This window comes from Pseudomonas sp. Root401 (genome assembly GCF_001425105.1).
Lineage (GTDB): Bacteria > Pseudomonadota > Gammaproteobacteria > Pseudomonadales > Pseudomonadaceae > Aquipseudomonas > Aquipseudomonas brassicacearum.
In genome coordinates, this window is the sequence record NZ_LMDO01000010.1 from 104,486 (window position 1) to 130,910 (window position 26,425).

The 26,425-nt window shown below is 56.4% G+C and carries 18 protein-coding genes and 2 pseudogenes; 10 read left to right on the plus strand and 10 right to left on the minus strand.

Going from position 1 to position 26,425, the window contains the following annotated elements:
• Positions 1-97 precede the first annotated feature (97 nt).
• Positions 98-898, minus strand: coding sequence for a DUF6630 family protein (locus ASC85_RS09290; protein WP_057449102.1), 801 nt, complete (start codon positions 896-898; stop codon positions 98-100).
• Between the two features lie 276 nt (positions 899-1,174).
• Between ASC85_RS09290 and ASC85_RS09295 the strand changes: the two genes are divergently transcribed.
• Positions 1,175-1,852, plus strand: a complete 678-nt coding sequence (locus ASC85_RS09295; RefSeq protein ID WP_430458902.1) for a substrate-binding periplasmic protein — start codon at positions 1,175-1,177, stop codon at positions 1,850-1,852.
• An 89-nt stretch (positions 1,853-1,941) separates the two neighbouring features.
• Here the strand turns inward: ASC85_RS09295 and ASC85_RS09300 are convergent, their stop codons facing one another.
• The 3 genes from ASC85_RS09300 to ASC85_RS09310 form a co-directional block, all read right to left on the minus strand.
• Complete coding sequence (locus tag ASC85_RS09300; RefSeq protein WP_057449104.1) at positions 1,942-3,972, minus strand: hypothetical protein; 2,031 nt, start codon at positions 3,970-3,972, stop codon at positions 1,942-1,944.
• Positions 3,973-4,227: 255 nt separating this feature from the next.
• Positions 4,228-6,396 (minus strand): TonB-dependent siderophore receptor, encoded by a 2,169-nt coding sequence (locus ASC85_RS09305; RefSeq protein ID WP_057449105.1) that lies wholly within the window; start codon positions 6,394-6,396, stop codon positions 4,228-4,230.
• A 115-nt stretch (positions 6,397-6,511) separates the two neighbouring features.
• Positions 6,512-7,159: an FMN-dependent NADH-azoreductase gene (locus tag ASC85_RS09310; RefSeq protein WP_057449106.1), complete on the minus strand. Its 648-nt coding sequence runs from the start codon at positions 7,157-7,159 to the stop codon at positions 6,512-6,514.
• 106 nt (positions 7,160-7,265) lie between these two features.
• On the opposite strand from ASC85_RS09310, the gene ASC85_RS09315 reads away from it, so the two are divergent.
• Entirely contained in the window at positions 7,266-8,120 is an 855-nt protein-coding gene (locus ASC85_RS09315; protein WP_057449107.1) for a LysR substrate-binding domain-containing protein, read from the plus strand.
• A 75-nt stretch (positions 8,121-8,195) separates the two neighbouring features.
• On the opposite strand, the gene ASC85_RS09320 is transcribed toward ASC85_RS09315, so the two are convergent.
• On the minus strand, positions 8,196-9,362 hold the full coding sequence (locus ASC85_RS09320) for an MFS transporter (protein ID WP_057449108.1): 1,167 nt from the start codon (positions 9,360-9,362) through the stop codon (positions 8,196-8,198).
• A 94-nt stretch (positions 9,363-9,456) separates the two neighbouring features.
• On the opposite strand from ASC85_RS09320, the gene ASC85_RS09325 reads away from it, so the two are divergent.
• Positions 9,457-10,350, plus strand: a complete 894-nt coding sequence (locus tag ASC85_RS09325) for a LysR family transcriptional regulator (protein WP_057449109.1) — start codon at positions 9,457-9,459, stop codon at positions 10,348-10,350.
• A gap of 206 nt (positions 10,351-10,556) precedes the next feature.
• On the opposite strand, the gene ASC85_RS09330 is transcribed toward ASC85_RS09325, so the two are convergent.
• Complete coding sequence (locus ASC85_RS09330) at positions 10,557-11,318, minus strand: SDR family NAD(P)-dependent oxidoreductase (RefSeq protein WP_082534350.1); 762 nt, start codon at positions 11,316-11,318, stop codon at positions 10,557-10,559.
• An 18-nt stretch (positions 11,319-11,336) separates the two neighbouring features.
• On the opposite strand from ASC85_RS09330, the pseudogene ASC85_RS09335 reads away from it, so the two are divergent.
• Positions 11,337-11,697 (plus strand): annotated as a pseudogene (locus ASC85_RS09335) (GNAT family N-acetyltransferase).
• Positions 11,698-11,765: 68 nt separating this feature from the next.
• Here the strand turns inward: ASC85_RS09335 and ASC85_RS09340 are convergent.
• Positions 11,766-12,710, minus strand: a complete 945-nt coding sequence (locus ASC85_RS09340; RefSeq protein ID WP_046064196.1) for a LysR family transcriptional regulator — start codon at positions 12,708-12,710, stop codon at positions 11,766-11,768.
• A 122-nt stretch (positions 12,711-12,832) separates the two neighbouring features.
• Between ASC85_RS09340 and ASC85_RS09345 the strand changes: the two genes are divergently transcribed.
• Positions 12,833-13,759, plus strand: coding sequence for an alpha/beta hydrolase (locus tag ASC85_RS09345; protein ID WP_057449111.1), 927 nt, complete (start codon positions 12,833-12,835; stop codon positions 13,757-13,759).
• A 364-nt stretch (positions 13,760-14,123) separates the two neighbouring features.
• Here ASC85_RS09345 and ASC85_RS09350 read toward each other — a convergent pair whose 3' ends face one another.
• The 3 genes from ASC85_RS09350 to ASC85_RS09360 all read right to left on the minus strand — a co-directional run bounded on the left by ASC85_RS09350 (position 14,124) and on the right by ASC85_RS09360 (position 15,812).
• Entirely contained in the window at positions 14,124-14,510 is a 387-nt protein-coding gene (locus ASC85_RS09350) for a hypothetical protein (protein ID WP_057449112.1), read from the minus strand.
• Positions 14,511-14,554: 44 nt separating this feature from the next.
• A complete protein-coding gene (locus ASC85_RS09355; RefSeq protein WP_057449113.1) occupies positions 14,555-14,809 on the minus strand; it encodes a hypothetical protein in 255 nt (84 codons plus the stop codon).
• Positions 14,810-14,894: 85 nt separating this feature from the next.
• Positions 14,895-15,812, minus strand: a complete 918-nt coding sequence (locus ASC85_RS09360) for a LysR family transcriptional regulator (protein WP_057449114.1) — start codon at positions 15,810-15,812, stop codon at positions 14,895-14,897.
• Positions 15,813-15,897: 85 nt separating this feature from the next.
• Here ASC85_RS09360 and ASC85_RS09365 point away from each other — a divergent pair, with 85 nt between their 5' ends.
• The 5 genes and pseudogenes from ASC85_RS09365 (at position 15,898) to ASC85_RS09385 (ending at position 26,255) form a co-directional block, all read left to right on the plus strand.
• Positions 15,898-16,689: an NAD(P)H-dependent oxidoreductase gene (locus ASC85_RS09365; RefSeq protein ID WP_057449115.1), complete on the plus strand. Its 792-nt coding sequence runs from the start codon at positions 15,898-15,900 to the stop codon at positions 16,687-16,689.
• A 146-nt stretch (positions 16,690-16,835) separates the two neighbouring features.
• Positions 16,836-17,255, plus strand: a pseudogene (locus ASC85_RS09370) (helix-turn-helix domain-containing protein); the annotation flags it as partial.
• A gap of 314 nt (positions 17,256-17,569) precedes the next feature.
• Positions 17,570-19,795, plus strand: coding sequence for a hypothetical protein (locus tag ASC85_RS33010; protein ID WP_057449116.1), 2,226 nt, complete (start codon positions 17,570-17,572; stop codon positions 19,793-19,795).
• A 437-nt stretch (positions 19,796-20,232) separates the two neighbouring features.
• Positions 20,233-22,650: a DEAD/DEAH box helicase gene (locus ASC85_RS09380; RefSeq protein ID WP_057449120.1), complete on the plus strand. Its 2,418-nt coding sequence runs from the start codon at positions 20,233-20,235 to the stop codon at positions 22,648-22,650.
• Positions 22,651-22,952: 302 nt separating this feature from the next.
• A complete protein-coding gene (locus ASC85_RS09385) occupies positions 22,953-26,255 on the plus strand; it encodes an NERD domain-containing protein (protein WP_057449117.1) in 3,303 nt (1,100 codons plus the stop codon).
• Positions 26,256-26,425 lie beyond the last annotated feature (170 nt).

Here is a 26,425-nt window from a genome sequence, read left to right on the forward strand (position 1 = left end):
TGTTCACAGTTTGTCATGTCGTCACTTCGAGGCTCAAAAGGGGGGGAGCCCTTTATGGGCTTGTAAAAGCGGACCGAAAGCGCGGGGCGTCGGTCGCTTAATATTTGTAGACGATGCCCAGCCTGCCCATGATCTCCAAGGCGTTGATCAGGCCCAGGCCGTTCATGGGCAGGCAGGCAAAAGCCTGGTATTCATCGAAGTGCGTGCCGATGGCCAACAACTTCAACTCGTGGGCCTCCAACTGGGCGTTGAAGTACTGCAGCACTGCGCGTTCCCGATCGTTGGCGCGATTGATGGCATCGATGGCTTTACGCTTAGGCGCAGGGATTTCAATGCCCAACTGTCGCAGCGGGGCGAGGGCATTGACGGCATCGATCCCGCAGGACGACCACTCCTTCCATTCGAACCCCGCCAACTGATTGGCTTCGGTGAGCGCTGACTCGACCTGCGTCCAGGCCCAATCCCATTGCCCGGTAGGCGCCGGCATGTTTTGAATGAGCGCCTGCGCGCGCGCCTCGTCGAACAGGCAATCAAACAGATCGGCCAGGGTATCGGCCAAATCGGGCTGCGGCCCTTGTCCCAGGGTGTCCAGGTCGTGGCTCAAGCGCTGCCACAGACTGCCCAGCTCGGCCCAGTCCTCGTCATCCATGTCGTCATCGATCACCTGGGCCTTATGGCCGCGCGAGTAGTTATCCAGCCGCGTCTTGCGCACGCGTACGCTGCCCTCGGCGAGATCGACCTCATAGCTGCGGTAATCCAGGTAGTTGGTCTGGAACACGATGCGGTCAGCAAACACCTCATGGGCGAGGCTTTCCTCAGCGTCGAAATACGCCGCGCCTTCGACGTTGCCATGGGCGGTGATGATGCGTTGAAACGACAGTGGGTCGATCGGATTCATGTGGGCTGGGTCACAGGGAGAAGGGCGAAAGGGAAGCGCCGCGTACGCTGGCCGATATCCGGTTCGCGCTGATCGTACACCAAGGCCTGGGGGCTGCTAAGGGGCGGAATGTGGACTGCATCAACTGTTGAGCATGTGTTTGGGTCTATGCTTACCTTGCCCCCTTGAATCAGGCCCGTCCATGCACAAACGCCGAACCATCCACCGGGAGAACATGTGAGACATTCGACACCGGCTGCAGCACTGCTTTGCCTATTGCTCGGCACGGTTGATGCCATGGCCGAGGAGTATCAAGTCGTCACCGAAGAGTGGGCACCGTACAACTATCAGGAAAACAATCAGCTCACCGGCATGACCACCGAGATCGTCCGGGCCATCATGGCACTCACCGGGGATGACTTCGAGCTGCTGTTGCAGCCGAGTATGCGAGCGAGCCAGATACTGAGGAACCGACCCAAGACCATCATGTACTCCATGTTTCGCACACCGGAGCGCGAGCCGTTGTACAAATGGGTCGGCCCGATCGTGGAAGAGTCCATCCACCCCTATCAACTGGCCAATACGCCCCCACTGGACACCTTGGAACAACTCCTGAACGCCCCCCAGATCACTACGCGCCACGCCGGCCTGGTGCCACAGAGGCTGCAGTCGCTGGGTTTCAACAACCTGGACAAAAGCGCCACCGAGAGCAAGCTGCTTTACCGCATGCTGCTCGCCGGACGCACCAACATCATCATCGGCGACACCGATGCGGGGGTGGCTTACTACAGCCGTCAGTTGAACATCGCGCCGGGCACCTTGCGACGGATCCCTATCGAGCTGTACCGCTCATCGCTGTACATCGCCTTCAGCCCTGACAGTGACGATGAAGTGGTGGCGGCGTGGGCCAGTGCGTTGGAGAAGTTGCGGCGTTCCGGGGAGTTGGAGCGGATTCAGCGGCGGTATGAGCGATAAAAGCGCGGAATCGGCTCAATACACTGCTGGTGACGCAGTGCAGGAAACCGCTCCGCGATCAACTCAACTGAAGCTGCGATGACGACGCATCAACGCGTATAGGGGCCTTGCAAGTTGACCTGATTGCCAAGGAACCAGCCAAACCAACTGGCGACACCGAGCCAGGGATCGGTCCGGGCCATGATGTCCATCAGGTTGACGTTCAGTGTGCCGGTGAGGTCCGTCATCATCGCCGACGTCGGATAGCTTTTGACGATATTGCTGTCGCTCCAGATGATCGCGAATTCGTAGTACGTCCCCTCGACATAGGTGCCCTCGGGCGCTCTGGGAATGGTGAGTGTCGAGTAAGCATCGTAGCCACTGCCGCTGAGCGGGTCGGGGCAGGCCCAGGCGATTGCCCAGAAGAGCGGCATCAGGTTCTGGTAGGCCTGCAACATCAGCCCGTTGGCCATGGCGGTGGCAGTGGAGCTGTCGCCGTCCGAGGTCGAGGAGCCCCCGTTATTGCCAGTGGGTATCGGCAGGTTGCCGTTGTCGGCGTAGTGGTAGAAATTTATCAGGCGCCCATGGTCGCTGGCGATGGTCGTGTAGAAGTTACCAAGGCTCTTGTTGCTCGTTTCGAAGGAATCGGCGACCTGCTCCCAGTATTGGCCGATGGTGATCGAGCTGGCTGACCCGTCGAGGGTGCTGGTGATCACGCGGATGACATCGGTCACCGCCACCACCGCAAGGTTGGCCCAGGGGGCGACGGCTTCGGGGAAAAACCACACCAGCGAATAACCGAGATCCTTGAGCAGTTGGCAGAAGTCCAGCAGTGCGCTGTCGTCGGTCTTGGCCTGCATGTTGGCGATCGCGCCGCTGATCAGGGTATTGGCCGTGCCCTGGGCCGTATTCAGGGTGCCTTGGGTGTAGGTGTAGAGCGATTGGAGCTGTTCGACAGCGCTCATCTCCTGCCAGACCGTATAGATGATCTGGAGCCAGTCGTCGGTGGCCACACCCGTCGGCGCAGCGGGGGCGGTGGGCGAAAAACTGTAGTTGCCACTGGCGTCGAATTGCAACCAGGTGGCGAGCTCGGTGGCGACAGTGTTCGGCGACCAGTCCGGGGACGCCACCGCAAGCGCGCGTGGGTCGAGTGGGTCGTTGGAGTTCGCCCCATTGATGATATTACCAAGCGCGACGCACAGCGCCGAGTAGGCATTGTTGAAATCAGGCCAGGCCACGGCGGGTTGGTCGACGATGGATTGCAGCAAGTCCATGGTCGGCTGTTGTGGTGCGAAGCAAATGACGACGTCGTGAGTGAAGATGGTGTACCAATCGTTTTCCACCGAGTATTTGGCAGAGCAGTAGCCAAAGGTCCCTGCGCCGCACACCCCCCCGTAGCGCATGGCCCAACGGTTGGCCGCGACGGCGAGGACACTCATGTTCGAATCCATCAGGTTCGGGCTGTTCAAGGGTTCGAGAATACCTGCGAGGATCTGATCCATCAGCGCAGCACGACCCGCCCTGAGCACTTGGACACCGGGGGTGTTGCTAAAGGCGTAGACCCCTCGGTAGTTCACGCCGCTCTCGACCACCATTTCCCAGCTCGGGATCCCGGCCGCGTAGGGATTACCGCTGGCGTCGATTTGCGTCTGGGCATAAGCGTGGGCGGCCGCGGCCCAGCGGCGCTCGTCAGGATCGCCGGTCTGGTTCGAGGTCAGCGTGAGGGGCGGCTGATTGCCGTAGGCGCTCGCCAGCGCGGCGTTGAGTTCGTCGTCGCTGGGCTGGAGCAGGGTGACTTGGGTACCCACCGGGAACAGAAATGCCCCTACGACGGGATTGCCGTTGTCATCGGAGCCCGTTTCCCACGACGGGATAGCGAAAATGTAAAGCGGGATGCCGTCGTCATCCAGCTGGCTCAGTGCCCAACGAAGAATGCCGTTTGCCCAGTAGCGGAAATCGATGAAGGAACCGGTCAGCGGGGGATTGATGTCCGAGAGCATCTGGAGCACATCACTCTGCAGAATGTTCTGCCAGACCACCGCCACGCCGGTACTTTCGATGCCGCCATTGGTGGGTGGCACGGTGGCAAAGGCAGGGGCGATGGCACTTTCCGTCTGTTCGGATTCGTCGAGATTGAACATGAGCGATATCCCTATCTGCGAGGCTATGGATTGTGGGTGTGATGCGCTTTGTGGGGGCTGCGAAGTGACGGTGTTACGGAGTCTAGTTTGGTATTTGTACTTGGCTAGGCGTCGCAGAACCTGGGGCAGATCACAGTTATCGAATTGTGATCGAGTCTCGATTTTTCTGGCATTAGAAGGGTAGGCCTGTTTCCAGACAGGTAGAGCGTCCGTTCAACCCGAAAAAGGGGGGCGTTCCGAGGCCCCCCTTTTTGTCTAGAAGCTGTACTTGGCGGTCAGCATCATATTGCGCGGGTTGCCATAGGCATCACCGCCATAGCTCACGGAGTTGGCGATGGTCGAGTAGTACCGGCGGTCGAAGATGTTGTTGGCGTTGACCTGCAAGTCCAGGTTCTGGCTGACCCGGTAGCCGGCCATCAGGTCGGTGATCGCGTAGCTGCCCTGTTCGAGGCGGTATTTGCTGCCATCAGCCAGCGGGATGTCGTTGTACAGGCGGCTCTGCCAGGAGACGTTGCCGCCCACACGCAGTTTTTCCAGCGGGCCCTGGAAGTGGTAGCTGGTGGTCAACTTGAACAGATGCTCCGGTGTGTCGGTGTCGAACTGCTTGTTTACGTTCTGTGGGTTGGCGGCATCCTTGATGGTGTGGGTGCGCGCGTAGGTGTAGCCACCGCCGACTTGCCAGTTTTCGGTCAAGGCGCCTTGCAGTTCGAAGTCGATACCCTGGCTGCGAATCTCGCCGGAGGCTTCATAGCAGGTTGCCTGTGGGCAGTTTGCTGTAAACAGTTGCACGGCGCGGTTTTCCTGGTCGACGCGGAACAGCGCCACGCTCGCATTCAGCGCGCCATCAAAATATTCACCCTTGATGCCAACCTCGTAGTTCTTGCCGACGATCGGCTTGACCGGGCTACCAGAAGTATCCTTGGAGCTCTGCGGCGTGAAGATATCGCTGTAGCTGACGTAGACCGAGTGATGCTCGTCCAAGTCGTAGATCAAGCCGGCGTAACGGGTGAGGTTACGGGTGACCTTATAGTCGCCTTCGCCATCGCGGTTATCGTAGTCGTACCAGTCCAGGCGCCCGCCGAGGATCAACTTCAACGGGTCGGCCAGGCTCAGGCGTGTGGTGAGGTAGACGCCATCTTGAGTGGTCACGTCGCGCTGGTTATCGGTGTGGACGAAGTCCGGTTTACCCGCATTGAACGGCCAGTTGGTGTCGTACGGGCTGTAATTGTGGATGGTCGTGTCGTTGATGCGCTTGCTGGCGCCCACCACCAGTTCATGGCTGCGTCCGAACGCCTCGAAGGGCCCGCTGGCGAAGGCGTCTACGCCGGCCTGGTTTTCATCGAAGTCGGCCTGGTAAACCGTGCGGGCCAGTGTGTTGTTGACCCAGCGCGATTGGTAAGAGCCGGAGAACAACGCGTTCTGTTCGGAGTAGTTGGCGTTGACCTGAAGGTTCCAGTCATTGGCCAGGCGATGACGGACCTCGGCGAATACGGTGTTGATCTCCTGATCCTTGTTCTCCCAATCCGTCCCCGGATTGTAGGAACGTGGCAGGTCCAGATGATGGCCGTCCTGGCCGATCATCGAAGAGCCCCAGAAGTAATTGGTCTTGTCCTTCTGATGGGAAAACCCCAGGGTCAGGGTGGTGTCTTCGCTCAAGTCCGCTTCGGTGACCGCATAGAACAGGCCATGATCCTCCTCGACATTGTCGATGAAGCTGTTGGCGTCCTGGTAAGAGGTCACTACCCGGCCGCGCAGCGTGCCACTGTCGTTGAGCGGGCTGGAGGCATCGACCTCGCCACGGTAGTCGTCCCAACTGCCGGCCGCACCGGTCAGGGTGACTTTCTGCTCGGCCAATGGCCGCTTGCGGATCAGGTTGATGGCGGCCGAAGGGTTGCCTGCGCCCGTCACCAGGCCAGTGGCACCGCGCACCACCTCGACCCGATCGAACATGGCCAAGTTAGGCTGGGCGCCAACGTTAACGCCGTCGTAGCCACTCGGGATGCCGTCATACATCAAGTTGTCGATTTCAAAACCGCGTGCCTTGTAGGTCTGCCGACCAGGGCCAGAGGAAAAGTCCAGGAACAAACCGGGTGTCGCCTTGACCACGTCGTTGATGTCGGTCATCACCTGGTCATCCATGCGCTGGCGCGTAATGACGGTGACGGCTTGTGGGGTTTCACGCATCGTCAGCGGGAGTTTGGTTGCGGTCGACATCGCGCCGGTGGTGTAGGACTCGGTGCCTTCCGTGGTGCTGCCCAGTTGGCCACTGCCGGAGACCTCGGTAGCGTCTAGTTCCAGGGTGGCGGGTGGGGTGGTGCTGTTGTCATCGGCGTAGGCGGGGGCCATGGAGATCATGCAGATGGCCATGGCCAGAAGATTGCGGGCAGGGGTGAAATGACGTGGCGGGGTGGCACAAGTCGACATGAATAGATCCTTGGATGCTAATGCTTGTGAGAGTAATTCGCATTAAATATCACAGGATTTATCTGGACGATAAAGCTTGTTGCGGTTGGATGCTGTCGACGCGCAGTAGGGGCACCTAAAGCGTCAGCGACAAACTGTCTGCCAGGTTCCTGGCCTGCTGAGTCGCGGCCTCACGCGCGTGCCTATCGACGTCTTCTCCCAGGATGGTTTTCTCCACAATCACCGAATGCACATCCGTGACGCCGATAAATTTCAGCCAGGCTTCCACGTAGGGTTTCTGGAAGTCGAAGCGCTCCGCCGGTGTGATCGACTGCGCCGAAAAATCCAGGCCGCGGGCGTACATCACCACGGCGAGTTTATTGTGCAGCATGCCTTCCAGACCGCGTTGCGGGTCAACGCTGAACAGGATGTCTTTCTGCGATACCAGGTCGATGAAGTGCTTGAGTTTGTACGGGATGCTGAAGTTCCACAGCGGTACGGACATCACGAGTACATCCGCACGGTGCAGGTGACTTGCCAACACTTCTAACGTGTTCCAGGCCTCTTGTTGTGCAGCGGTCAACGGCGTGCCATTGAGCCCGGCGTACTTGGCCTCCATGGCCAGGTCATCGAATTCCGGCAGGGCCATGTTCCAGAGGTCGAGGGTGATGATTTCGGTGTCCGGGGTGTTTGCTTGATAACGCGCAATGAAGCTGCGCGCGACTTCAAGGGAGGCCGAGCGCTGCTTGCGTGGGGAACACTGGATATGGAGAAGAGTCGTCATGACACACCTTGAATGAGGGGAAGGCAGGGCAGGTGGGAGCATTGCAACATAGTTGTAATTGAAATATAAATCGTAAATTAAAGCTCAATTGATCACGTATAAAACTATGTTCGATGCTCTGCTGCTCAAGACATTGGTCACGGTCGTCGATGAAGACGGCTTCAGCCGCGCCGCCCAGAAGCTGCACCTGACGCAGTCTGCGGTCAGTGGCCACGTGCGGCGATTGGAAGAACAGATTGGTAAACCCCTCTTGACGCGCACCACCCGTTCCCAGCAACTGACGGCCGATGGCGAGCGCCTGGTCTCTTACGCGCGCACGATCCTCGCGCTGAACCGTGATGCCTGGACAGACCTGACGCGCACGCCGTTTCACGGACGGCTGCGGATCGGAGTGTCCGAAGATTTTGTCGAGGCTCGATTACTGCGCACTGTTCAGGATTTCGCCGCGCAGTACCCCGGAATGGAGATCGAGGTGCAGGTGAACATTCCGGGGACGTTACTGGCGCAGATGAAGCAAGGGCATCTGGAGGTGGTCATCGGTTCGCTGTGCGAAACCAGCGAAGCGGGGGTGTTGCTATGGCAAGAGCCGCTGGTGTGGGCCTGGTCGGCGCAACCCGTCGCCCGATTACCCACGCCGTTGCCGCTGGCCCTGTTCCCCGAGCCGTGCCCTTATCGCGAGGCCGCGCTGACAAGGCTGGCGCAGGCGGGGATCGCCCAACGCACAGTGATGTTGTGCAGCAGCACGGCCGGGTTACGGGCGTCGGCCTTGGCAGGCTTCGCGGTAGCGCCCATGCCACTGAGTCAGTTGGGGCAAGGATTGGCGGTCATTGGGGTAGAACATGGGTTGCCGGATTTGCCGGATGCCCAATGTCGGCTGTTCACCTCGCCCGATGCGGATCAGACGATTGTGGCAGCGGTCACTCAGCTCATGGTGGAGTATTGCGCCAAGCGCAGGGCTTGATTGTCATTTCAAGGGGCTGCTTGAGCGTCTTGGTAGCGATCTCAATGGCGACTAACAGCCCCCCTCACATATTCGTCACACCACCACAGCTGCAACCGTTCTGGAACGCCAGGCAAAAGCCAACACCATCAGCAGCCCCAACCCCGCCATTGCCGCCCCGGCCAGGGAAATCGCCGGATACCCCAACCCCGCATCGATCACCGCACCCCCGAGCGCCGCACCAATCGCGTTGCCGAGGTTGAAGGCGCCGATGTTCACCGCCGAGGCCAGGTTGGGTGCGTCCTTGGCCGCTTCCATGACGCGCATCTGCAGCGGCGGCACCAGGGCGAAGCTGGCGATACCCCATATCAGGATCGCAACGGCGGCCGGCAGCGGCCAACGCATCAGTACGGTGAACGCCAGCAAGACAAGAATCAGCACGCTCAGCGAAACGATCAGGGTGCGATCTATCGAGCGGTCGGCGGCCTTGCCACCCCACATGTTGCCCAGCGTCAACCCCACACCGAACAGCACCAGCATGGCCGTGATGTAGGCGGTGGACGCGTGGGTCTCGCTGCTGAGGATCGGCGCGATGTAGGTGAAGACGGTAAACATGGCACCCGAGCCTACGACGGTCAGGGCCAACGCCCCCAGCACCGGGCCACGGCCCAGTACCCGAATTTCGGCCAGTACACCGGCGCCTTGCGGCGCCGGCAGGTTGGGCAGGGCGAACCACAACGCGGCCATGGTCGCTACGCCGAGGCCGGTAATACCCCAGAAAGCGGTGCGCCAGCCGAACAGTTCGCCAAACCAGGCGGCCAGCGGCACACCGCCGATGGTCGCCAGGGTCAGGCCCATGAACATGGCCGCGACCGCCCCGGCACGCTTCTCTGGGGCGACCACGCTGGCGGCGACGATCGAGCCAACGCCAAAGAACGCACCGTGGTTCAGTGAGGTCACCACCCTGGCGACCATGAGGCTGTAGTAATCGGTAGCCAAGGCTGACATCAGATTACCCAGGGTGAAAATCGCCATGAGCCCGATCAGCAGATAGCGCCGGGGAATCCTGCCGGTGGTCAGGGTCATCAGCGGCGCGCCAAGCAGAACGCCCAGGGCGTAAGCACTGACCAACAGACCCACAGCGGGAATGGAAACGCCGAGATCCGCGGCGATGCCCGGCAACATGCCCATGGGGGCAAACTCGGTAACGCCGATGCCAAAGGCACCAATGGCGAGTGCGACAAGTGGTGGATTGATACGCATGGAAGGCTCCTTATCTATGCCGCAAATGCTACGATCCAACTTTTTCAGGCGGTAGATAGCATTTTTGGCAATCACCTTTGCGTAAGAGGCACAAATGGACTTTAACGGCAGGTCCGGTGAAATGAGCGTGTTCGCCACCGTGGCGCAAGAAGGCAGCCTTTCAGCCGCCGCGCGTGCACTGGGGCTGACACCCTCGGCGGTCAGTCGGATCATCGCGCGTACCGAACAACGCCTTGGCACCCGCCTGCTGCTGCGCACCACCCGAGCGATCACCTTCACCGCCGAGGGCGAGGCGTTCCTGCGCGGCGCCCGGCGAATCCTGGCCGACATGGCCGAGGTCGAAGAAGCCATCGCCGACCAGGGCGTACCCAGGGGCCGCTTGCGGGTCAGCGCCGCCCTTGGCCATGGGCGGCTGGCCATCGTTCCCTTGGTGGCGGCGTTCAGCGCCCGCTACCCGAACATCGTCGTCGACCTTACCCTCGGCGACGAAGTGGTCGACATCCTCGGCGGCCAGGCCGACGTGGCGGTACGCTTTGGTCATCTGCCCGACAGCCCGCTGACCGCGCGCAGGATCGGCGACACCGGTCAGGTAGTGGTGGCATCGCCCGACTATCTGCGGCGCCACGGCACCCCCGAGGAACCGGAAGACCTGCTCCGGCACAACTGCCTACGCTTCAACTTCCGGCGTGCCGAACCCAACTGGCCGTTCATCCGCGACGGACGAGAGTTCTCCCTGAAGGTCAGCGGCAACATCGAATGCAGCAGCGGTGAAGCGCTGGCACAACTTGCGCGAGTAGGGGCCGGCATTGCGCGCATCGGCGAGTTCACCGTGAGCGAGGACCTGCAGCGCGGTGATCTGGTACCGCTGCTGGAAGCCTGGAACCCCGGCGATCGGGAACCGATTCATGCGGTGTTCGTAGGGGGCTCGGCAATGCCGGCGCGGGTGCGGTTGTTTGTGGATTTTTTGCTGGAGCATCACCGGATGTAAGCGGTGGACCGCTGCTAGGTTGTAGATTACCCAAACGTTGTCTCAGTCTCGCCGCTACAGGGCACGTAGACTTGTCTGTCGAAAAAATCGTATCCGTTCAGCGGTGTCCTCTCATCCGTCCTGAGAAGCTATGCTGCCTGTCCTTTGGGCGAGCCGGCGAAACAGAGTGACCCGTCTTCTCACCTGCTACACCGGAGCACGCTAGCCTAGGTCAGATTCAACCCGCCGTCCGAGAGGAGTATCTCGCCGGTCAAGTAGTCCGACTCGACCAGCATTACAACAGCTTTTGCGATGTCGTCTGGGCTCGCGGCCCTGCGCATAGGTGCGCGAGTTCGCCACAACTCTTGGGCCTCTGTCCACTCTGCGGTCAGAGGTGTGTCGACCAAGCCAGGCGCCACAGCGTTTACGCGAATTTCTGGCCCCAGCGATACCGCGAGCAAGCGGGTCATGTGATTAAGCGCAGCTTTGCTTACCGCATAGGGAATCGATGCGCCCTTAGGACGGATGCCGGCATGGGAACTGATGTTTACGACGCAACCTGCTCGACGGTAACGGGCGGCATCGCGCAATGCCGACTCGGCCAATGCGACCAGGTGGAACGGCGCCACGACATTAACCTCGTTAAGTTCGTGCCACACCGTCGAGTTGGCCGCGGCAAGGTCGCTGTGCGGAATGACTCTGCTAATACCTGCGTTATTGACCAATACGTCGAGCTGCCCCCACGCGGCGATCGCCTCGTTAATAAGCCTGACCCTGTCAGCTTCGAAAGCAAGATCAGCTTGCACGTAAATAGCCTGCTTCATTTCGGCAACCATAGCGCGTCCCGTATCTGCAGAGTTTCGCGAATGGAGCACCACCGCATAGCCTGCTCGGCTTAGTACACGTGCAATGGCTGCGCCGATACCGGAAGTGGATCCTGTAACCAACGCGACGCGTAATACGTTATCGATTGTCGGAATGGGTTTCATATGGATATCTCGAATGGGTTGCCTGTAGAAATCCAGCTTTCGGAAAATGCGACTGAAGCAGAACGACTAGGAATTTCATAACCTGGCCAACGGTGGAGACGACGCCCATGAAACATTTGCTCTGTTGCTACGAGACCCTGACAGTAACGAAGTCATTGGCGGACTGTACGGCAAGGTCTCTTATCGATGGCTGCTCATCGATCTTGTCAGCGTTCCCGAGTCGATGCGTGGTCAGGGTATTGGTGAACGGCTAATGCGCATGGCCGAAGAAGTCGCGCAGAAAAAGCACTGCACCGGTATCTGGCTGGAGACCTTCAGCTTTCAGGCCCCCGGGTTCTATCAAAAACTTGGCTACTCCGAATTCGTGCCCAAAGTCTGAAGTCGAAGCCGGTGTGAGATGAGTTTACGGCGTATAAGCCGCGGACCGACCAGATACATGCGCTTCGCTCAGGGGGCAGACAGAGGAGTACCTTTCGCCGGATTATGCTCCCATGGTGGAAAAGGCGACCAAGCCTCCACAAGTTTATCGATGAAGAGTCGAATTTTTGGAGAGAGGTGCCGCTTGCTAGGGTAGATCACCCGAATAGGCTCTGCGGCCTCTGCATATCCTGCGAGCAATTGAACGAGTTTGCCGCTTCTCAAATCGTCGTTAACCACGTAGGAAGGAAGAGTCGCGATACCCAGGCCTGCGACAGCTGACTGGTGCAATGACTCAGCACTGTCCATCTGTAGCCTTCCACCATGAGTAACTGGCAAAGAGCGACCGTTCACTCGAAAATTCCAGGGAAGCAGTCTCCCGCCGCTCACGAAATGCAGGCACTGATGCTCGAAGAGATCTTCGGGCGTTTTTGGGGGGGCATGCTCAGCCAGATACTTGGGTGAAGCGCAGGTAATCATTTGTTGGTAGGCCACGGTGCGCGTGAGCAACCGAGAGTCTTCCTTGGGAGGCCCGATGCGCACGGCCAAGTCAAATCCCTCATCAATCAGGTCGACCAGCCTGTCGGAAAAGGTGATATCCACGCTCAAGGATGGCCAATCCTTCAGACAGCACTCAATGTGCTGAAGGACATGAAGTCTGCCCAACGCAACTGGCAGGCTCATCCGCAGTCGTCCACTGGGTGTCGAACGACGAAACGCAAGGGCATCCTCCACATCGTCCAGATCCTGAAGAACGCCCACGCAGCGCTCATAAAGAACCTGGCCGTCATCCGTCATGCTCAAACTACGGGTGGTGCGATTCAGCAAACGTACCTGTAATCGAGCCTCAAGCCTGACTATGGACTTCCCCACTGCCGAGCGAGTAAGGCCAAGTTGCTTGGCCGCCGCAGTGAAGCTCCCAGCGTTTACCGAGCTTACAAACGCTGCAATATCGTTCAGGTTATGGAGTTCCATGGGACCTCTGGACGTCAACGTTCGGGCGGCTTAGCACCCGGCTATGGGGAACCCTATTCCCCAATCATGAGCATAATATCTCAATTAGCCATTCCGTTGCCCAGCGATCAATTGAGGTCATTATGAACATTAAAGTGCAAGCAGCCGTCCAAACCTGGGCTAACAGCCTTAGCGATCTGGTACCCGTTCTCAAGGGAATCGATACCACCACAAAGATGAGCGACATCCGCGACTCCTACGCAAAAATGCTCGCGCAAAATCCAGCGCCTGCTGGCGTCAAATTTGAAGCAGTCGACATGGGTGGAGTGCCAGGCACACTGGTCACTCCGGACGAGATCAAAAGCGACGCAGTAGTGATGTACATCCACGGCGGTGCTTACATTGTTGGGCGTCCAGACGGCTATCACGGCATCGGCGGCAACTACGCAAAGATGCTCGGTGCTCGTGTGTACATGCCGGACTACCGCCTTGCCCCTGAACACAAGTTCCCAGCCTCTATTGACGACACATTGCGCGCCTACGAGTGGTTGCTTGAGCAGAAAATCCCGGCTAACAAGATTGCATTCTCTGGCGAGTCAGCTGGCGGCGCGATGGTTGTCAGCGTGATGGTGGCGGCCAAATCCAAAGGACTTCCATTGCCTGCGGTTGGCTCTTCCATTTCGCCATGGGCAAACCTTGAACACACCGGTGCTTCCATGAGCAATCGTGAAGGTTTGGATCCTCTGAACTCCAAGCCTGTCCTGGATATTCTGGCCAGGGCGTTCTTGGGCGACACATTGGCCAATCATCCTCTGGCCTCTCCTGTGTTCGCGGACGTCACGGGACTTCCGCCAATTCTGGTGCAGATCGGCGAGAACGAGCTGATGTTGAGTGACGCGATGCATCTTGCAACTCATTTGGCTGATAACCGCGTTCGCGTCAACCTGGAAGTATGGCCTGCGATGTTCCATGCCTGGCACTTCTACGCCACCATGCTGCCAGAAGGTCAGCAGGCAATGGAGAGTTCCGTGCGCTTCATTGAGGTTGGCCTGGCCGACGCTAATCGCTAAAACGTAAACCGACCGCGGCAGTTTCCGACTGTCGCGGTTCACCCCTTGGCATTCAAACAACGGGACTCATCCTGGATGGGTACGCACCTGCGTCGACGACGAGGCCAAAACTGGTTTTGTCCGGCACTAAGGTTGATTGCATCGAGATAGACATTCTTGACGGTCCACATCCTCTTTCTGAGAAGTTGTTTCCTGAGCAGCTCAACATATACGCACGTTAACTTAGCTAAACGAACCATTACAGCGGTGTCAGCTTTTGGCCGAAAGCAACCCGTTACTCCGGGCGTAGCTGACTTCCAGTTTGCAAGATGACCTGTCCGGATGTCCTCTCGGGTGCTGTCGAGAATGAGTCCACAGCAGTGGGTCATCGATGGCTCGCAGGCGCGTTGGTCGTGTGTACCTTGGCCAGGCGCAAGCGCCAGTCGCCGCCATGCCGGAGGCGGCATTCTTCTTCGGAGTCGAAACTGACGCAGCGGGCCATGTGGGGGACGTGTACGCCGGCGTCGTTCAGGGCGGCGGTGGTCAGCTCACGCATGCGTTTGTCTGCCCCCGTTGAGAGGGCGTGTTCCTGGCTGGCGCGGCTGTCGAAAATCCAGATCACGCGCAAGCTTTGGGGAAAGGCGCGATAGTCGACGGTGTGGGTCAGCCAGGCGAAGCCCGGGATTTCAGTTTTGGCGGCTTCACAGGCTTCGGTCAGGGTGGCGATGAGACGACGCTCAATACGGGCGTCGTCACGTGAGGTGGATGGCATAAAAGGCTCCAGGCGGGGTATTCAATGGCTTAGGTGTCAGCCCCTCAACGTGGGCTTTGTTGAATCGAGAGGCGTAATCGTTGCCACTCATTCCAGCAATCCTCGGCAACGATATCCGCATAGCCCCGCTCTTTTTCCATCGCCAGCGCGGTGGCAAAGGTGACTGCAATGCAGGTGGCTTGGTCTCGGATGTTGCAGACTTCGAGTTCGGTGAGTGGAGCGCCTTTTTTTGACTCGGCTGCTGTGAGTACAGCTGCAAGGGCGGGTACGAAAACCAGGCATAGGGGATCGGAGGACATTAGCTTCTTCCTTGGAGTGAATTGGACATTATTAACGGGACACGGGGGCAGGGGGGCGTCGTCATCGTTTCATGGGCCGGTCCATTTATTTCTGCGCGCCGGTTGTTTCCAACGTCGAAGCAATAAGGTCGCGCAGCCACATATGGGCAGGATCGCGATGCAGTCGCTCGGGCCATAACATCAGCATTTCAAACCCGGGAATGGCCAGCGGAGGTGCCTGGACGTGAAGCGCTGGCTCATGTTTCACCAGCCTTTGCGGCACCACCGCAACCAAATCGCTGTGCACCAATGCTGAGACCAGCGAGTTGAAATTGGACACGGACAATACTACTCGCCGTTCAAGACCTTCAGCTGCCAGCGCGTGGTCGGTACTGCCAACGAAGCCGGCGCCATCGGGTGACATGACCGCATGTTCAAGCGCGCAGAACGCTTTGAGCGACAGCTTGGTTGCCAGCGCGGGATGGCCGCGCCGCGCCGCCAGCACATAGCGTTCGTGAATCAAGGAACGCTGACGCAACTTGGGCGGCGCTTCATCGCGGGTGTGCAGCGCCAGATCGATTAGGCCGTTTTCCAGATCCTTGGCATAGTCGCCAGTCGGTTTATTCACAAGCGCCAACCGCGTGTACGGCGCCAGGCGCCTGAGCCGCGAGAGCGACGGCCAGATCAAGGCAGTCGTCGCATAATCACTGGCAGCGATCTTCCACGTTTGATGGGACCGTCCGGGTTCAAAAGCGGCAACAGGACTCAGTGCGCTTTCCAGCGCGGCCAACGCGTCACGCAGGGGGCCCTGCAATTCGCGAGCTCGCTCGGTGGGCGACATCCCTCGGGGGCCAGGCAGCAAAAGCGGATCATCAAGAAGATCTCTCAGCCTGCCCAGTTGCAGGCTGACGGTCGGTTGCGCGAGATTGAGCAAGCGCGCTGCCCGCGTCACATTCTGCTCGGCCAGCAAGGCATCCAATGTGACCAGCAAATTAAGATCCAGACGGCGCAAGCTATTGTGCATGCAAATACCATGTGTTTCGGGAATTCATTTCTATCATAGCGGATGCATGCTTACGCTGAGGGACACATTCAACGCGGAGCCCCTCATGAAAATACTGCTGATCTACGCCCACCCCGAACCTCGTTCGCTCAATGGCGCGCTCAAGGATTTTGCGATCACTCACCTGGAAACAGCAGGCCACGAAGTCGAAGTCTCAGATCTCTACGGCATGCGGTGGAAAGCATCCCTCGATCCGGACGACGCCCCAGGGTACGACGCAGAAACGCCTTTCAACCCGGCGCTTGAATCCCAGCGTGTATTTGCCGCTGACAACCAACCGGCGGACATCCAGGCAGAGCAGGCGAAATTGCTCTGGGCCGATGCCGTCATCTTTCAATTTCCGCTGTGGTGGTTCTCGATGCCCGCGATTCTCAAGGGCTGGATCGAACGCGTCTACGCTTACGGGTTTGCCTATGGTGTCGGCGAACATAGCGAAAGCCACTGGGGCGATCGCTACGGCGAAGGCAGCATGACAGGCAAGCGCGCCATGTTGGTGGTCACAATGGGCGGTTGGGAATCCCACTACAGTGGCCGAGGGGTGAACGGCGCGTTGGATGACCTGCTATTTCCTATCCAGCATGGGGTGCTTTTCTATCCTGGCTTCACGGTCCTGCCGGCCTTCCCAATCTACAAGACCAGCAAGATGGACGCCGCCCGCTTCCAATCCATTTGCACGGCTTATGCCGCTCGCTTGGATAGGCTCTTCAGTGATCAACCCTTGCCATTTCGTCGCCAGAATCACGGCGATTACGAAATCCCGGCGTTGACGCTTAAGCCGCATCTTGCATCGGGTCGTTGTGATCTTGGTATTCATATCAGTGACGGTGGGAGCGTTTAAGGTAAAACGCGTATTGGAGGCTTGAGCCCAAGGGGGCTGGTAGTCGGGTCGTGTGCCTCAGGATTGATCATTCTTGGATGTCAGTAATGACGGTCCCGGTGATGCTCAGGGCGAACCCTTCTCCGAAGACCATGGCCCCCGTCTAAGAGCGAGAGATTATCTTCCGCGTACTCCAAGGCTCCCATGGCTGGATGTTGCGAGACATCGCGGCGCCGGATACCGCGATGACCCGAATCAACCTGGCAATCCAATGGATCCGCCGCGACTTCGCCGAGCCCATTGGTGTTGAGCGATTGGCGCAACGCGCTTCAATGAGCGTCTCGGCATTCCATCGTCACTTCAAGGCGGTCACCAACCTGAGCCCCTTGCAGTACCAGAAGCGGGTTTGCCTGCTCCAGGCCAGAACCCTGATGGTGGCGAATGTCAAAAGCGTCATGGCGGCTGCCTTCGAAGTGGGTTACGAGAGAGCAACGCAATTCAGCCGGGATTATGCGCGGGTGTTTGGACTTCCGCCTGGACAGGATGCCGGGAGGGTACTTGGCAATATGAAGGCGGTTAGAGGCTAGTTGGTTGGCGGGTTGATGGGGGATAGGGGATTTCCTTGGTCGGTGGTTTTCGGCCGGAAGCAGTCATTCTGCCCGATAGCTAGATTTTCTCGCTTTCCGTCCCCCTTTCCCCAAGCGCGTCGATGTAAGCCAGTCCGACAACGAGCAAGCGTTGGCCGTGCGGAAAACAAATCAATGTTCTGATGGCTGTTTGCCTTTACCCACACGGTCGGTCCGGTTAATGTGGGGAAGACACAGGCCATACCTACGTGCGGTGCTGCCCTTACCGCGCCGCGATTTTGCACGGGGCTAGGCTGGCTCGCCACGGAGTAGGTATGGAATTGGACTGGAAAGCGCTATTAGATGAGCTGTGGAGCTACGCCGTTTCGGATCCAAAAGAGCTGGAGGCGAAGATTCGCACATGCCTTAAAGGGCACTCCTTCGAAGGTTTACTCCAGGCCATTTCGCTTCTGATTACGCAAGGGCAGCACGCCACTGCCAAGGCGCTTCTTACCGAATTCTTGAAAAGTCATCAGTCAGCGGATGATATCCAGCGCAGGCTTGAACTGATTCTCCACTTCAAAAAACATCGCGCACCGCAAATGCTCTCGATCAAGAGCAAGCAACGCAGCAAAGAGCAGCTCATCAAAGACGTAAACGACCTTGTCGCGTCTGGCAAGTTGCAGGCAGCCGAGTCGCTCCTCCTAGAAGCTATTGATGCGTTTGAAGAGCCTGAATCTCTAAATCTGCTAAGCCGAGTGTACATGCTGCAAAGCCGACCCGTAGATGGGGCAAAGGTCATGCAGCGTGCTCTCGTCCTCAGACGCCAACATCAAGCTTTTGTTGAGATTGAGCCTGAAGAGCTGACAGACGATCTGCCAACAGACATTGATCTAAAATTTCTCAATGATTCAGCTGAGCATCTGACACCGCTAGGAAACCCAGCAGCTCCGAAAAATAAGGCGCTGCCCGAGACAGCCGATGATTCGTTTACCTTCATTCAGAATGCGGCTTCTCAATATCCCTCGTTAAAAACTGACGGCTGGTGGGTGGAACAATCAGAATCGGTGCAATCTGAAGCTTCAGGATTTCCAGATGAACCTGAGGTCGATGATGCATCTGATATGGCTCCTGCTGCCACAGACCACTACTCCGATGAGCATGCGATAGGGGATGAGAACACCCAATCCGCCTCAACAAAAACCATTCTCAAGCTTGCTCAACCACGGAAGGAGACGGAGTCTGAAGAAGGGTTATCCAAAGTCAAGATACTCAACAAATCGGGGCGTTCAATAAGTTCTTTTCAACCAACAGATTTGAGCGATCCAGACCTACTGGATTCTGATGCGTTTCAATTGCGACCAGCGATATTGTCAGTACTGGAGGTTCCTGCTTTCACCTCACAAGCTCACGACGAAATATCTGGTGAGAACGATGAGGATGAGGATGTCGAATACCTCCCGCTCACCGACCTAGAGCTAAACACCCCGACTTTACCCCTACCAAACTTTGGGCTTGAAGATCAGGAAGATCACATCGACTTCGATCATGATCTGCAGGATTTATCGATCTTCGAACCTGAGGCTGAGCAGGAAGAAAATACTCATGGTGTTGTAGACGATTTCCGTGCTCTTGAAGACGATTATGCGGCTTACGCTTTTGACCCGGATGAAGTCTTTGACGGCGACGAGGTGCAGGCTAACGAGTCCGACGATGGGCCTGCTGACAAACTTTCACGCGAAGACCGCGCACTCCAAAAAGCCGCTGAATTAATTGGAAAGGCCAATTGGCCGCTCAGCACGCTGCCTCTGATCCAACAAATTTTCGTTATGAGTGGATGGGCGCAGACCCGACTGGCCCTTGAGAGAGAAATTGAAAAAGGACTCACCCCTGACGAATTGATCCTCGCTGCCCATATCAAAGTGATCTGGTCTGAAAATGATATTTACTGGATCTCATTTGATAAAACCGGTAGCAGTCGACTGTCCCACTACGTACTGTCCTGGCCAACAGCCTTGTTGATTGTCCGTTCCTTTGAATCTCTGCCACAGGTTGAAGAAGTCGAAGTCTTCCTCGTAAGTCTTTTTACATCGTGGTACGAGAACCCCACTCTGCGTCGCGCATTTAAAGCGTTTGCCCGATATCTGTGGTTCAGGTTTGCCAATTTGGAAGGTTGCTTGCCTGCTAACCAGCCCTTTGATTTCTGTGATCCCCACGAGCTCCCTGCTGAGGAATACAGCGATCTGGGGCTGTGCGACACACTGGAGTTTGAAAAAACAGAGATCCTTAGAGCCTATGGCGTATTTCAAACCAAGCACCCACAGGAGCCCGGTTGCTACTTCAGTGACAAGCCACCAGATGAAGAAACACCTTCGCTCAATGCCGAAAAGCGCTCAAGTAAAGAGACTAATGTCGCGGAGATACCTAGCGACATTGAGGCCGAGGAAGAGAGCTTTGACAGCGAGGCAGATAAAGCACCGTCTCAATGGGCAGCAGCGCCACTAGCATCTGCCTTACAGTTACAAAACACCGACCAACCTCCGCCAAGCATTGAGCTGTAAGGATAAAGGATTAGCCTATGAAGCCTTTCAGATTTACCCACGTTTCAGGCTGCTGGGTCAGCCAAATATTACCTGGTGGCCAGAATGAACGTCGGGGCATCGTCAAAATGGCCATTGCCAAAGAGGCCGAGAATCAGCTTCAGGTTCACTGGTTCAGTCCTGAGAGGATGCTGTCGTATGTCGATGCATCTGCCGTGCGCTCAGGCTTTCAAAATGGCATGGACGTGGTCGACGAAACCCCTGGTAGTGGAGTTCGCTCGCTGGGGCACGGCATCATCATGCAGCAGCGTACTTTGGCAGGCAGCGAGCAGGTACTGGTCGATTTTCCTGAACGTGGTGAGCGCCATTGGCTGCCCTATCAATATCTGCGTCAGGTGAAAGGTGTTAAACATCGTTTTGTCACCGCCAGCAAAGGTGAAGCACACGATGCTGAGCGTATGCGGCTGCGCATGCTTGCCCATGCCATAAAAGTTTGGAATGAAAACACCGGTGCCCTTTCCCATCTGGAAATTGAGCCACTGCCTCACCAGATTCACCTAGTGCACCATATCCTCGCCTCCGGTAACTTCAACTGGTTGATTGCGGACGATGTGGGTTTGGGTAAGACCATCGAGACCGGCATGCTGTTGCATGCACTTCGGCAACGAGACCTAGTCAAACGTATCCTACTGATCACGCCCGCGGGCCTGACCAAACAGTGGCAGGAAGAGCTGTATCACAAGTTCAAGATTGAAGACTTCGAGATCTATGGCGAGGATTTTTTCATCAATGAACCCCGCCAATGGAAGATGCACGACTGTGTCATCGGATCCATGGATCGGCTTAAGCAAGAAAATCACTTGGAAAGCTTGCTACAGGCGGAGCCTTGGGATCTGGTGATTTTTGACGAAGGGCACCGACTCAGCCGCCGCCAGTATGGACAAAAGCTAGAGAGCTCTGAGCGTTATGATTTAGCCAAGAGCTTACGCAGCCAAACCAAGCACATGCTGCTGCTGAGTGCCACTCCTCACCAGGGCATGCAGGACAAGTTCGTGGCACTGCTAGAGCTACTGCGTCCTGAGCGCCGTACCGAACTGATGGCACTCAACTTGAAGCCTGAAATTCTGCACGATATGGTGTTTCGAAACCATAAAGCCGACGTAACCGACGCAGAAGGGAACTTCATCTTCCAAGGCAAGATCACCAAGGTTTTGAAGGTGCCCAGCAGCCTCGAGTCCGTCGAGTTCGATAAAACGCTTCAGGACTATCTGCGCAAAGGCTACGCCGCTGGTGAGTCGTTAGGCCGTACAGGCAACGCCATTGGTTTTGTCATGACGGTTTATCGAAAACTAGCGGCCTCCAGCGCAGCAGCCATTCATCGAGCCCTGTGTAATCGTCTTCAGCGCTTACTCGACGATCAAGCAAACGGTAGTTCCACAGACGAGCCCAGCGATGAGCGCTACCTCGGTGAGTGGGAAGAACAGTTCACCAGCGATGCACGTGAGTTCTTCGCCGGTGAAATCCAGTTGCTGAAAGACCTCATTGAAGAGGCCGCTGTACTGAAGGCCAGCGACCTCAAACTAAAGCGGTTCATTGACGAAGTCATCGGGAAAATTCACGCAGCCAATCCTGACGAGAAAGTGCTGATTTTTACCGAATATCGCACCACTCAGAACTACCTGCGGGATGCCTTGGCTGAGTATTATGGCCGCGATCAGGTCGAGCTAATCAATGGCTCCATGCAACATGCTGAACGAGGTGACGCCATTAAACGCTTTGAGGAGCAAGGGCGCTTTCTGATCTCAACTGAGGCCGGTGGAGAAGGCATCAACCTCCAGAGCAAGTGCCACATCATGGTGAACTATGACTTGCCTTGGAACCCCATGCGTCTCGTACAGCGCATTGGCCGCCTGTATCGCTATGGTCAGAAAAAGAAGGTTGTCGTGTTCAACATCCAGCAAACCGACAGCCTAGATCAAAATATCGTCGACCTGATGTATGAACGAATCGACAGTGTGGTGACGGACCTCGCCGAGGTCCAGCAGCATGAATTCAATGATGGTTTGAAAGACGAAATCCTCGGTCAACTGGCCGAGTTGATTGATGTAGAAGACATCCTGCAACAAGCGACTAAGCTCGGCATTGACCGAACCCGAGAGCGTATCGATGAAGCGTTAAAGCAGGCCCGTACTGCTGCCGTCAAGCAACGGGAACTGTTTGTCCATGCCGCCACCAGCAATCCAAATGAGCTACGCGACGAGCTAGAAATCACTGCCGAGCACCTCTACAGCTTTGTGGTGGGGATGTTCGAGCAATTGGGTATAGAGGTAGCGGAACGTAGCCATAAAGAGCGGCTTTTGCGTATTCGATTATCCGAGCAGGTAATGCGCGACATGGGACTCTCCCCAGAAGCCTCACAACGTATGGACGTGACCTTGGATCGCTTGTTGGCTGCAAACCGGCCCGACACTCACATGCTCGACCTCAGTTCCAAACTGATGCAGTACCTGCTGGGTAAAGCCTGTGAATACGACTTTGGAGGTTTGAGTGCGATGCTCAAAGCACCAGAATTAGAAGGGGAGGCTCTGCTCGGCGCCATGTTGCGCTGGCAAGGCCCGCAGGGCAAACGTATGCGGCAAGAGTTTGTAGCTATTCAGGTTAACGAAGGCAAAGCCAAACTGAACCCTGCAAAAGCCAGTCAATGGCTGTTGACCCTTGCCGAGCACAGCACACTGTGTCCCGAGGCTGAAGCCTCAAAATTACTGTTCAAAGTCGCAGAAGAGATGGCTAACCAGCGACTGGCCGATGCCAGCAACCGCTATCTGATACCTGAGAATTTGGACTGGACTGCGGCAGGCTGGACGCAGCAGCGCTGAGTTCACACACTGTGCATCTAGGCGCCGCAACGTTTAGTTAGGACAAGCGGAAGATTTAAATTATTGCAGAATGACCTCTTTTGGCTGTGCAGACATTGAACCTCGAAAAATCAGAGGGAAATGGAGACGCATGCATAATATCGTTTGGCCGTAGGTGTCGAAGGGTTGCCGCATGGTCATAGGTGATTTTTGACATCTCTATGCAGGCAGTCCGATTCATCAAGCGTGCATGTCGATAGAAAGATTAACGCAAACCTATTTATGCAGCTTGGGACCTTTATAACCATTAATCTGAGGCACGCATGCTTTTAAGCACTATCGCCCTGTACGTTGGCGCCCCGATAGAAGAAGAGTCTGAGCGCGTAGTGCTTCGAGCTATCCTGTCAATATTGGAGGAACGTGCCGCTCCTGCAACGGTGTTTGCAAATCTGCACATAGGTGGTCGCCAGCTCGATTTTGTTGTATGTACCGATCTGCTCACCTTAGTCATTGAGGCAAAAGGGGTCTCATACCCACTGCGGGGAAGTTACAACGGTCAGTGGTCTGCACTGACGAGGACCGGGCGGTGGAAGCCCTATAGAAACGCCTATCTCCAGGCTCTTCAAGCCAAGAATGTATTACGTGATGACATGCGAGTACACGACGCCTCGTTGTCTGGTTACCCTAACGCTTGCGTGATGTTCACCCCAGCACTGCCTATCGACTCTGATCTTCCTAGAAATAATCACAAGGTAAGCCTCAATGACCTTGGCGAACTCTCAGCACTTATCGACCAGCGCTCCACACTTCGGTGGAGTTCCGACCGTTGGCATCACTTTGCCGAAGCACATGGCCTTCAGCGGATTGCTAATGCAGATAGCTCGTTCGACACGCGTTTGCTTGATGCAGAGCAATCTTTGCTTCGCTACACGAGCGCGTTTGCGGCGACCTATGGACCGATGGCCACACGATACGTGCCAGACATCTATGATCAGGACGGACAGGCCTACGAGATAGGTGACATTGAAGTCATGCTCTTGCAGGAGCGGTCGGACCTACTGATTCGCGGCCCTTCAGGTTGTGGAAAAACGTTGCTGTCTCACTGCCTTGCCAACCGCGTTCTCGCTAGAGGTATTGTTCCTATCATAATTGACTGCAAGTTCTTTGACGGCCAGCTGGCTACATCGCTAGATCGCGAAGCTGCACTACTTGACCTACAATCCGCTGCGGCTCTGATTGCTGCGGCTCGGTACATGTCCCAACCCATTGCGGTGTTTGTCGATGGCTACAACGAGTGTCAAGAGGCTAGTAGGGGGCAACTCACAAGAGCTCTTCGCGCTGCATCGGTGAGATACAACGCGCTGATTATGATCACTTCGCAGATCGATATTGAGCGACCCGACTTGCTCCCGCTTCGACATGTCAGCGTGGGACGGCCAAGTAATGAACTGAAGGCGAAAATTGCGAATATAAATCTATCATCAGATACATCCCTAATTTCCCTCCTTGAGGCGGCCACCACAGGTATAGAAGCCGATCTCATTGGCCAGATTGGACGCGAGATCCCTCAGTCTTCGAGCAGGTTCGCGCTCTTTGACTACTTCGTGCGTCGTAAGCTAGGTGACTCGGCCACCGAAGGCATACGCCTACTTTCCGCAATGGCCGGACGATTGCTGGATGGTATGACATTCAGTTTGTCGATCAGGGAGGTGGATCGACTCTTAGCTGAGCTAGATCTGCTGTCCTCGACGCTACGAAAGGCTCATAGCTCAGGCATCCTGAACTTGCGGGGTGATCGTGTGAGCCTGTGCCATGAAATGTATCTCAACGTCTTTGCGACCGAGGCACTAGTTCGCCAGAAAGGCTTCGCTGAAGACACGATTTTAGCCGCGCTTGCAGTACCGAAATACGATTCCCTACATACATTTATCATTGGTGCTATTGAAGATGAATCGCTGCTAGCGAAGATCCTCGGTAGGGTCTCTGACAGCAAGTTATTGGAAGCATGTTTAATTGGTGAGTGTGGTAGTGCAGCGCGTCATATCGTCACAGATGCAATAGTTGCTCTCCCGGCGCGACTGGTCGAAGAGACAACACGGCTGAGGTTTGAGGTCATTGCGGATGGTTGGTGGAATGTGGCGGTCACCCCTGACAGCCTAACTACTTGGTCAGATCGCGATTTTGCATTTCTTTCAGTGCTTGCGGCCGGAATGACAGAAGGACGCTGGATTAAGGAGATATTCAGCGCGGTTAAAAGTATGGATGCTACTCTCGCCACAGAATTCCGGAGGCTGCATCCAGACGCAGTGGAAAAGCAGGTCAGCATCCGCAGCGGCCTGTTCGCCATCACGTATCTGTTTGGTTCAGAGAGAGTAGGCCTGACCCATATAGTCTCTCTCCTGCATGGTGGCTTTCTCAACTCTCGCAGAACTAGCACCTCAACTTTGGCCGCGTCGCTGGAACTGGCATGGTGCGATGTTGAGTCACCTGGGCAACTTTACTTAGCTTTGACGCTATCACGCCTGGCATATGAGATTCGTGGTAGCTTCGCCCGTCATGTGTTGCCGTATCTCCAGCCAGAGCGTTGGAAGTTTCTTGCCCATCATGTCCGCCTCGACCTTCTTGATTACGCGCATGCCCTTCGTGAAGTGCCGGACTATATCCGACAAGGGTACGTTCATGCCCTCCAAGATCTCCTACCAGACCTGCATCCACTGTTGGCCCAGACAGCCATAGAAGCACTCAGTGGGTTGGGCGCTTTGCAAGAGGAGGAAGATCAACACGTGGAGAGTGTCCGTCTACAAATACATGAAACTCTGTCTTTAGAGTCCGCAGAGGCTTCCGGTTTAGCGTGGGCTATCTACAACGCTCAATTTGATCACCCTTTCTGCAACGCCTACATAGAAGTACTCGAAGAATTACCACCCCAAAAACGGCTGTTGTTGCTGCGTCTTGCATGTGAAGGAGCAGAAAACGACGCATTCTTTCTTAGCTCTCTCATTGATGAGCTCGCACGGTTGGGTGATCGACTCGCTATTCCTTACATCATACGCTGGACTTATTTGCCAGCGCAGCAGTCGATGCTACCTCAACAAGCTATTGAAACGTTCATCGCTGCATTTGTGGCGCTTGGCACCCTTGAGTACGACTTACCTGCGGAGATCGTTCGATTTGGCGGGCAGCCTAATGAGGATGCGCTCCTCGCGTGTGGCGTTCTTTACCATTGGCTTCGTCGGCGAGACACTAGTTCTGTGCTACAGGAGAGTCAGGCGTCATTAGCATTTGACGTACTCCTGTCAAGCCCTGCCGTAGCGGTAGGGGCTCTTCACACGATCTCCAAGTCTATTTCCTCTTTTCGGGGGCGTTCGGTTGAATTGGTGCGTGCATTCCCCGTTCAAGCACTAGAGATATCCCGTGCGGCGCTTCTGAGTCCTAATATTCAATCCGGCTACTTCGATGGAGCATTCTTTACGAATCACGCCGAAACACTGAAATTTGCCATCAATATTATAGGTAAGTATGGCTCTGTATGTGATCTAGCACGGCTTCGGTTGTTAGTTGACAATTCGCAAACCGCTCTTGCTGCCTTGAGTGCGATAAAGTCGATTGAAGAGCGTAGACAGTAGGGGGGTAACCGTCCGCCCAGCACCCTCTCCTGACAGCCCTCCAAATTGGCCAAGATAGTGGACACCATTTTTTAGTGGACACTATCTTGGATACAGTTGCCCCTGCCCGTCGAGCGGGTCGTCGCCCCAACTTCCCGCTCGACTTTAAACGCCGAGTCGTCGAAGCCACC

Excerpts from the sequence above, each read along its gene's own strand:
- ASC85_RS09290 (WP_057449102.1), bottom strand. The coding sequence starts at position 898 with ATGAATCCGATCGACCCACTGTCGTTTCAACGCATCATCACCGCCCAT.
- ASC85_RS09295 (WP_430458902.1), top strand. The coding sequence starts at position 1,175 with ATGGCCGAGGAGTATCAAGTCGTCACCGAAGAGTGGGCACCGTACAAC.
- ASC85_RS09300 (WP_057449104.1), bottom strand. The coding sequence starts at position 3,972 with ATGTTCAATCTCGACGAATCCGAACAGACGGAAAGTGCCATCGCCCCT.
- ASC85_RS09305 (WP_057449105.1), bottom strand. The coding sequence starts at position 6,396 with ATGTCGACTTGTGCCACCCCGCCACGTCATTTCACCCCTGCCCGCAAT.
- ASC85_RS09310 (WP_057449106.1), bottom strand. The coding sequence starts at position 7,159 with ATGACGACTCTTCTCCATATCCAGTGTTCCCCACGCAAGCAGCGCTCG.
- ASC85_RS09315 (WP_057449107.1), top strand. The coding sequence starts at position 7,266 with ATGTTCGATGCTCTGCTGCTCAAGACATTGGTCACGGTCGTCGATGAA.
- ASC85_RS09320 (WP_057449108.1), bottom strand. The coding sequence starts at position 9,362 with ATGCGTATCAATCCACCACTTGTCGCACTCGCCATTGGTGCCTTTGGC.
- ASC85_RS09325 (WP_057449109.1), top strand. The coding sequence starts at position 9,457 with ATGGACTTTAACGGCAGGTCCGGTGAAATGAGCGTGTTCGCCACCGTG.
- ASC85_RS09330 (WP_082534350.1), bottom strand. The coding sequence starts at position 11,318 with ATGAAACCCATTCCGACAATCGATAACGTATTACGCGTCGCGTTGGTT.
- ASC85_RS09340 (WP_046064196.1), bottom strand. The coding sequence starts at position 12,710 with ATGGAACTCCATAACCTGAACGATATTGCAGCGTTTGTAAGCTCGGTA.
- ASC85_RS09345 (WP_057449111.1), top strand. The coding sequence starts at position 12,833 with ATGAACATTAAAGTGCAAGCAGCCGTCCAAACCTGGGCTAACAGCCTT.
- ASC85_RS09350 (WP_057449112.1), bottom strand. The coding sequence starts at position 14,510 with ATGCCATCCACCTCACGTGACGACGCCCGTATTGAGCGTCGTCTCATC.
- ASC85_RS09355 (WP_057449113.1), bottom strand. The coding sequence starts at position 14,809 with ATGTCCTCCGATCCCCTATGCCTGGTTTTCGTACCCGCCCTTGCAGCT.
- ASC85_RS09360 (WP_057449114.1), bottom strand. The coding sequence starts at position 15,812 with ATGCACAATAGCTTGCGCCGTCTGGATCTTAATTTGCTGGTCACATTG.
- ASC85_RS09365 (WP_057449115.1), top strand. The coding sequence starts at position 15,898 with ATGAAAATACTGCTGATCTACGCCCACCCCGAACCTCGTTCGCTCAAT.
- ASC85_RS33010 (WP_057449116.1), top strand. The coding sequence starts at position 17,570 with ATGGAATTGGACTGGAAAGCGCTATTAGATGAGCTGTGGAGCTACGCC.
- ASC85_RS09380 (WP_057449120.1), top strand. The coding sequence starts at position 20,233 with ATGCGGCTGCGCATGCTTGCCCATGCCATAAAAGTTTGGAATGAAAAC.
- ASC85_RS09385 (WP_057449117.1), top strand. The coding sequence starts at position 22,953 with ATGCTTTTAAGCACTATCGCCCTGTACGTTGGCGCCCCGATAGAAGAA.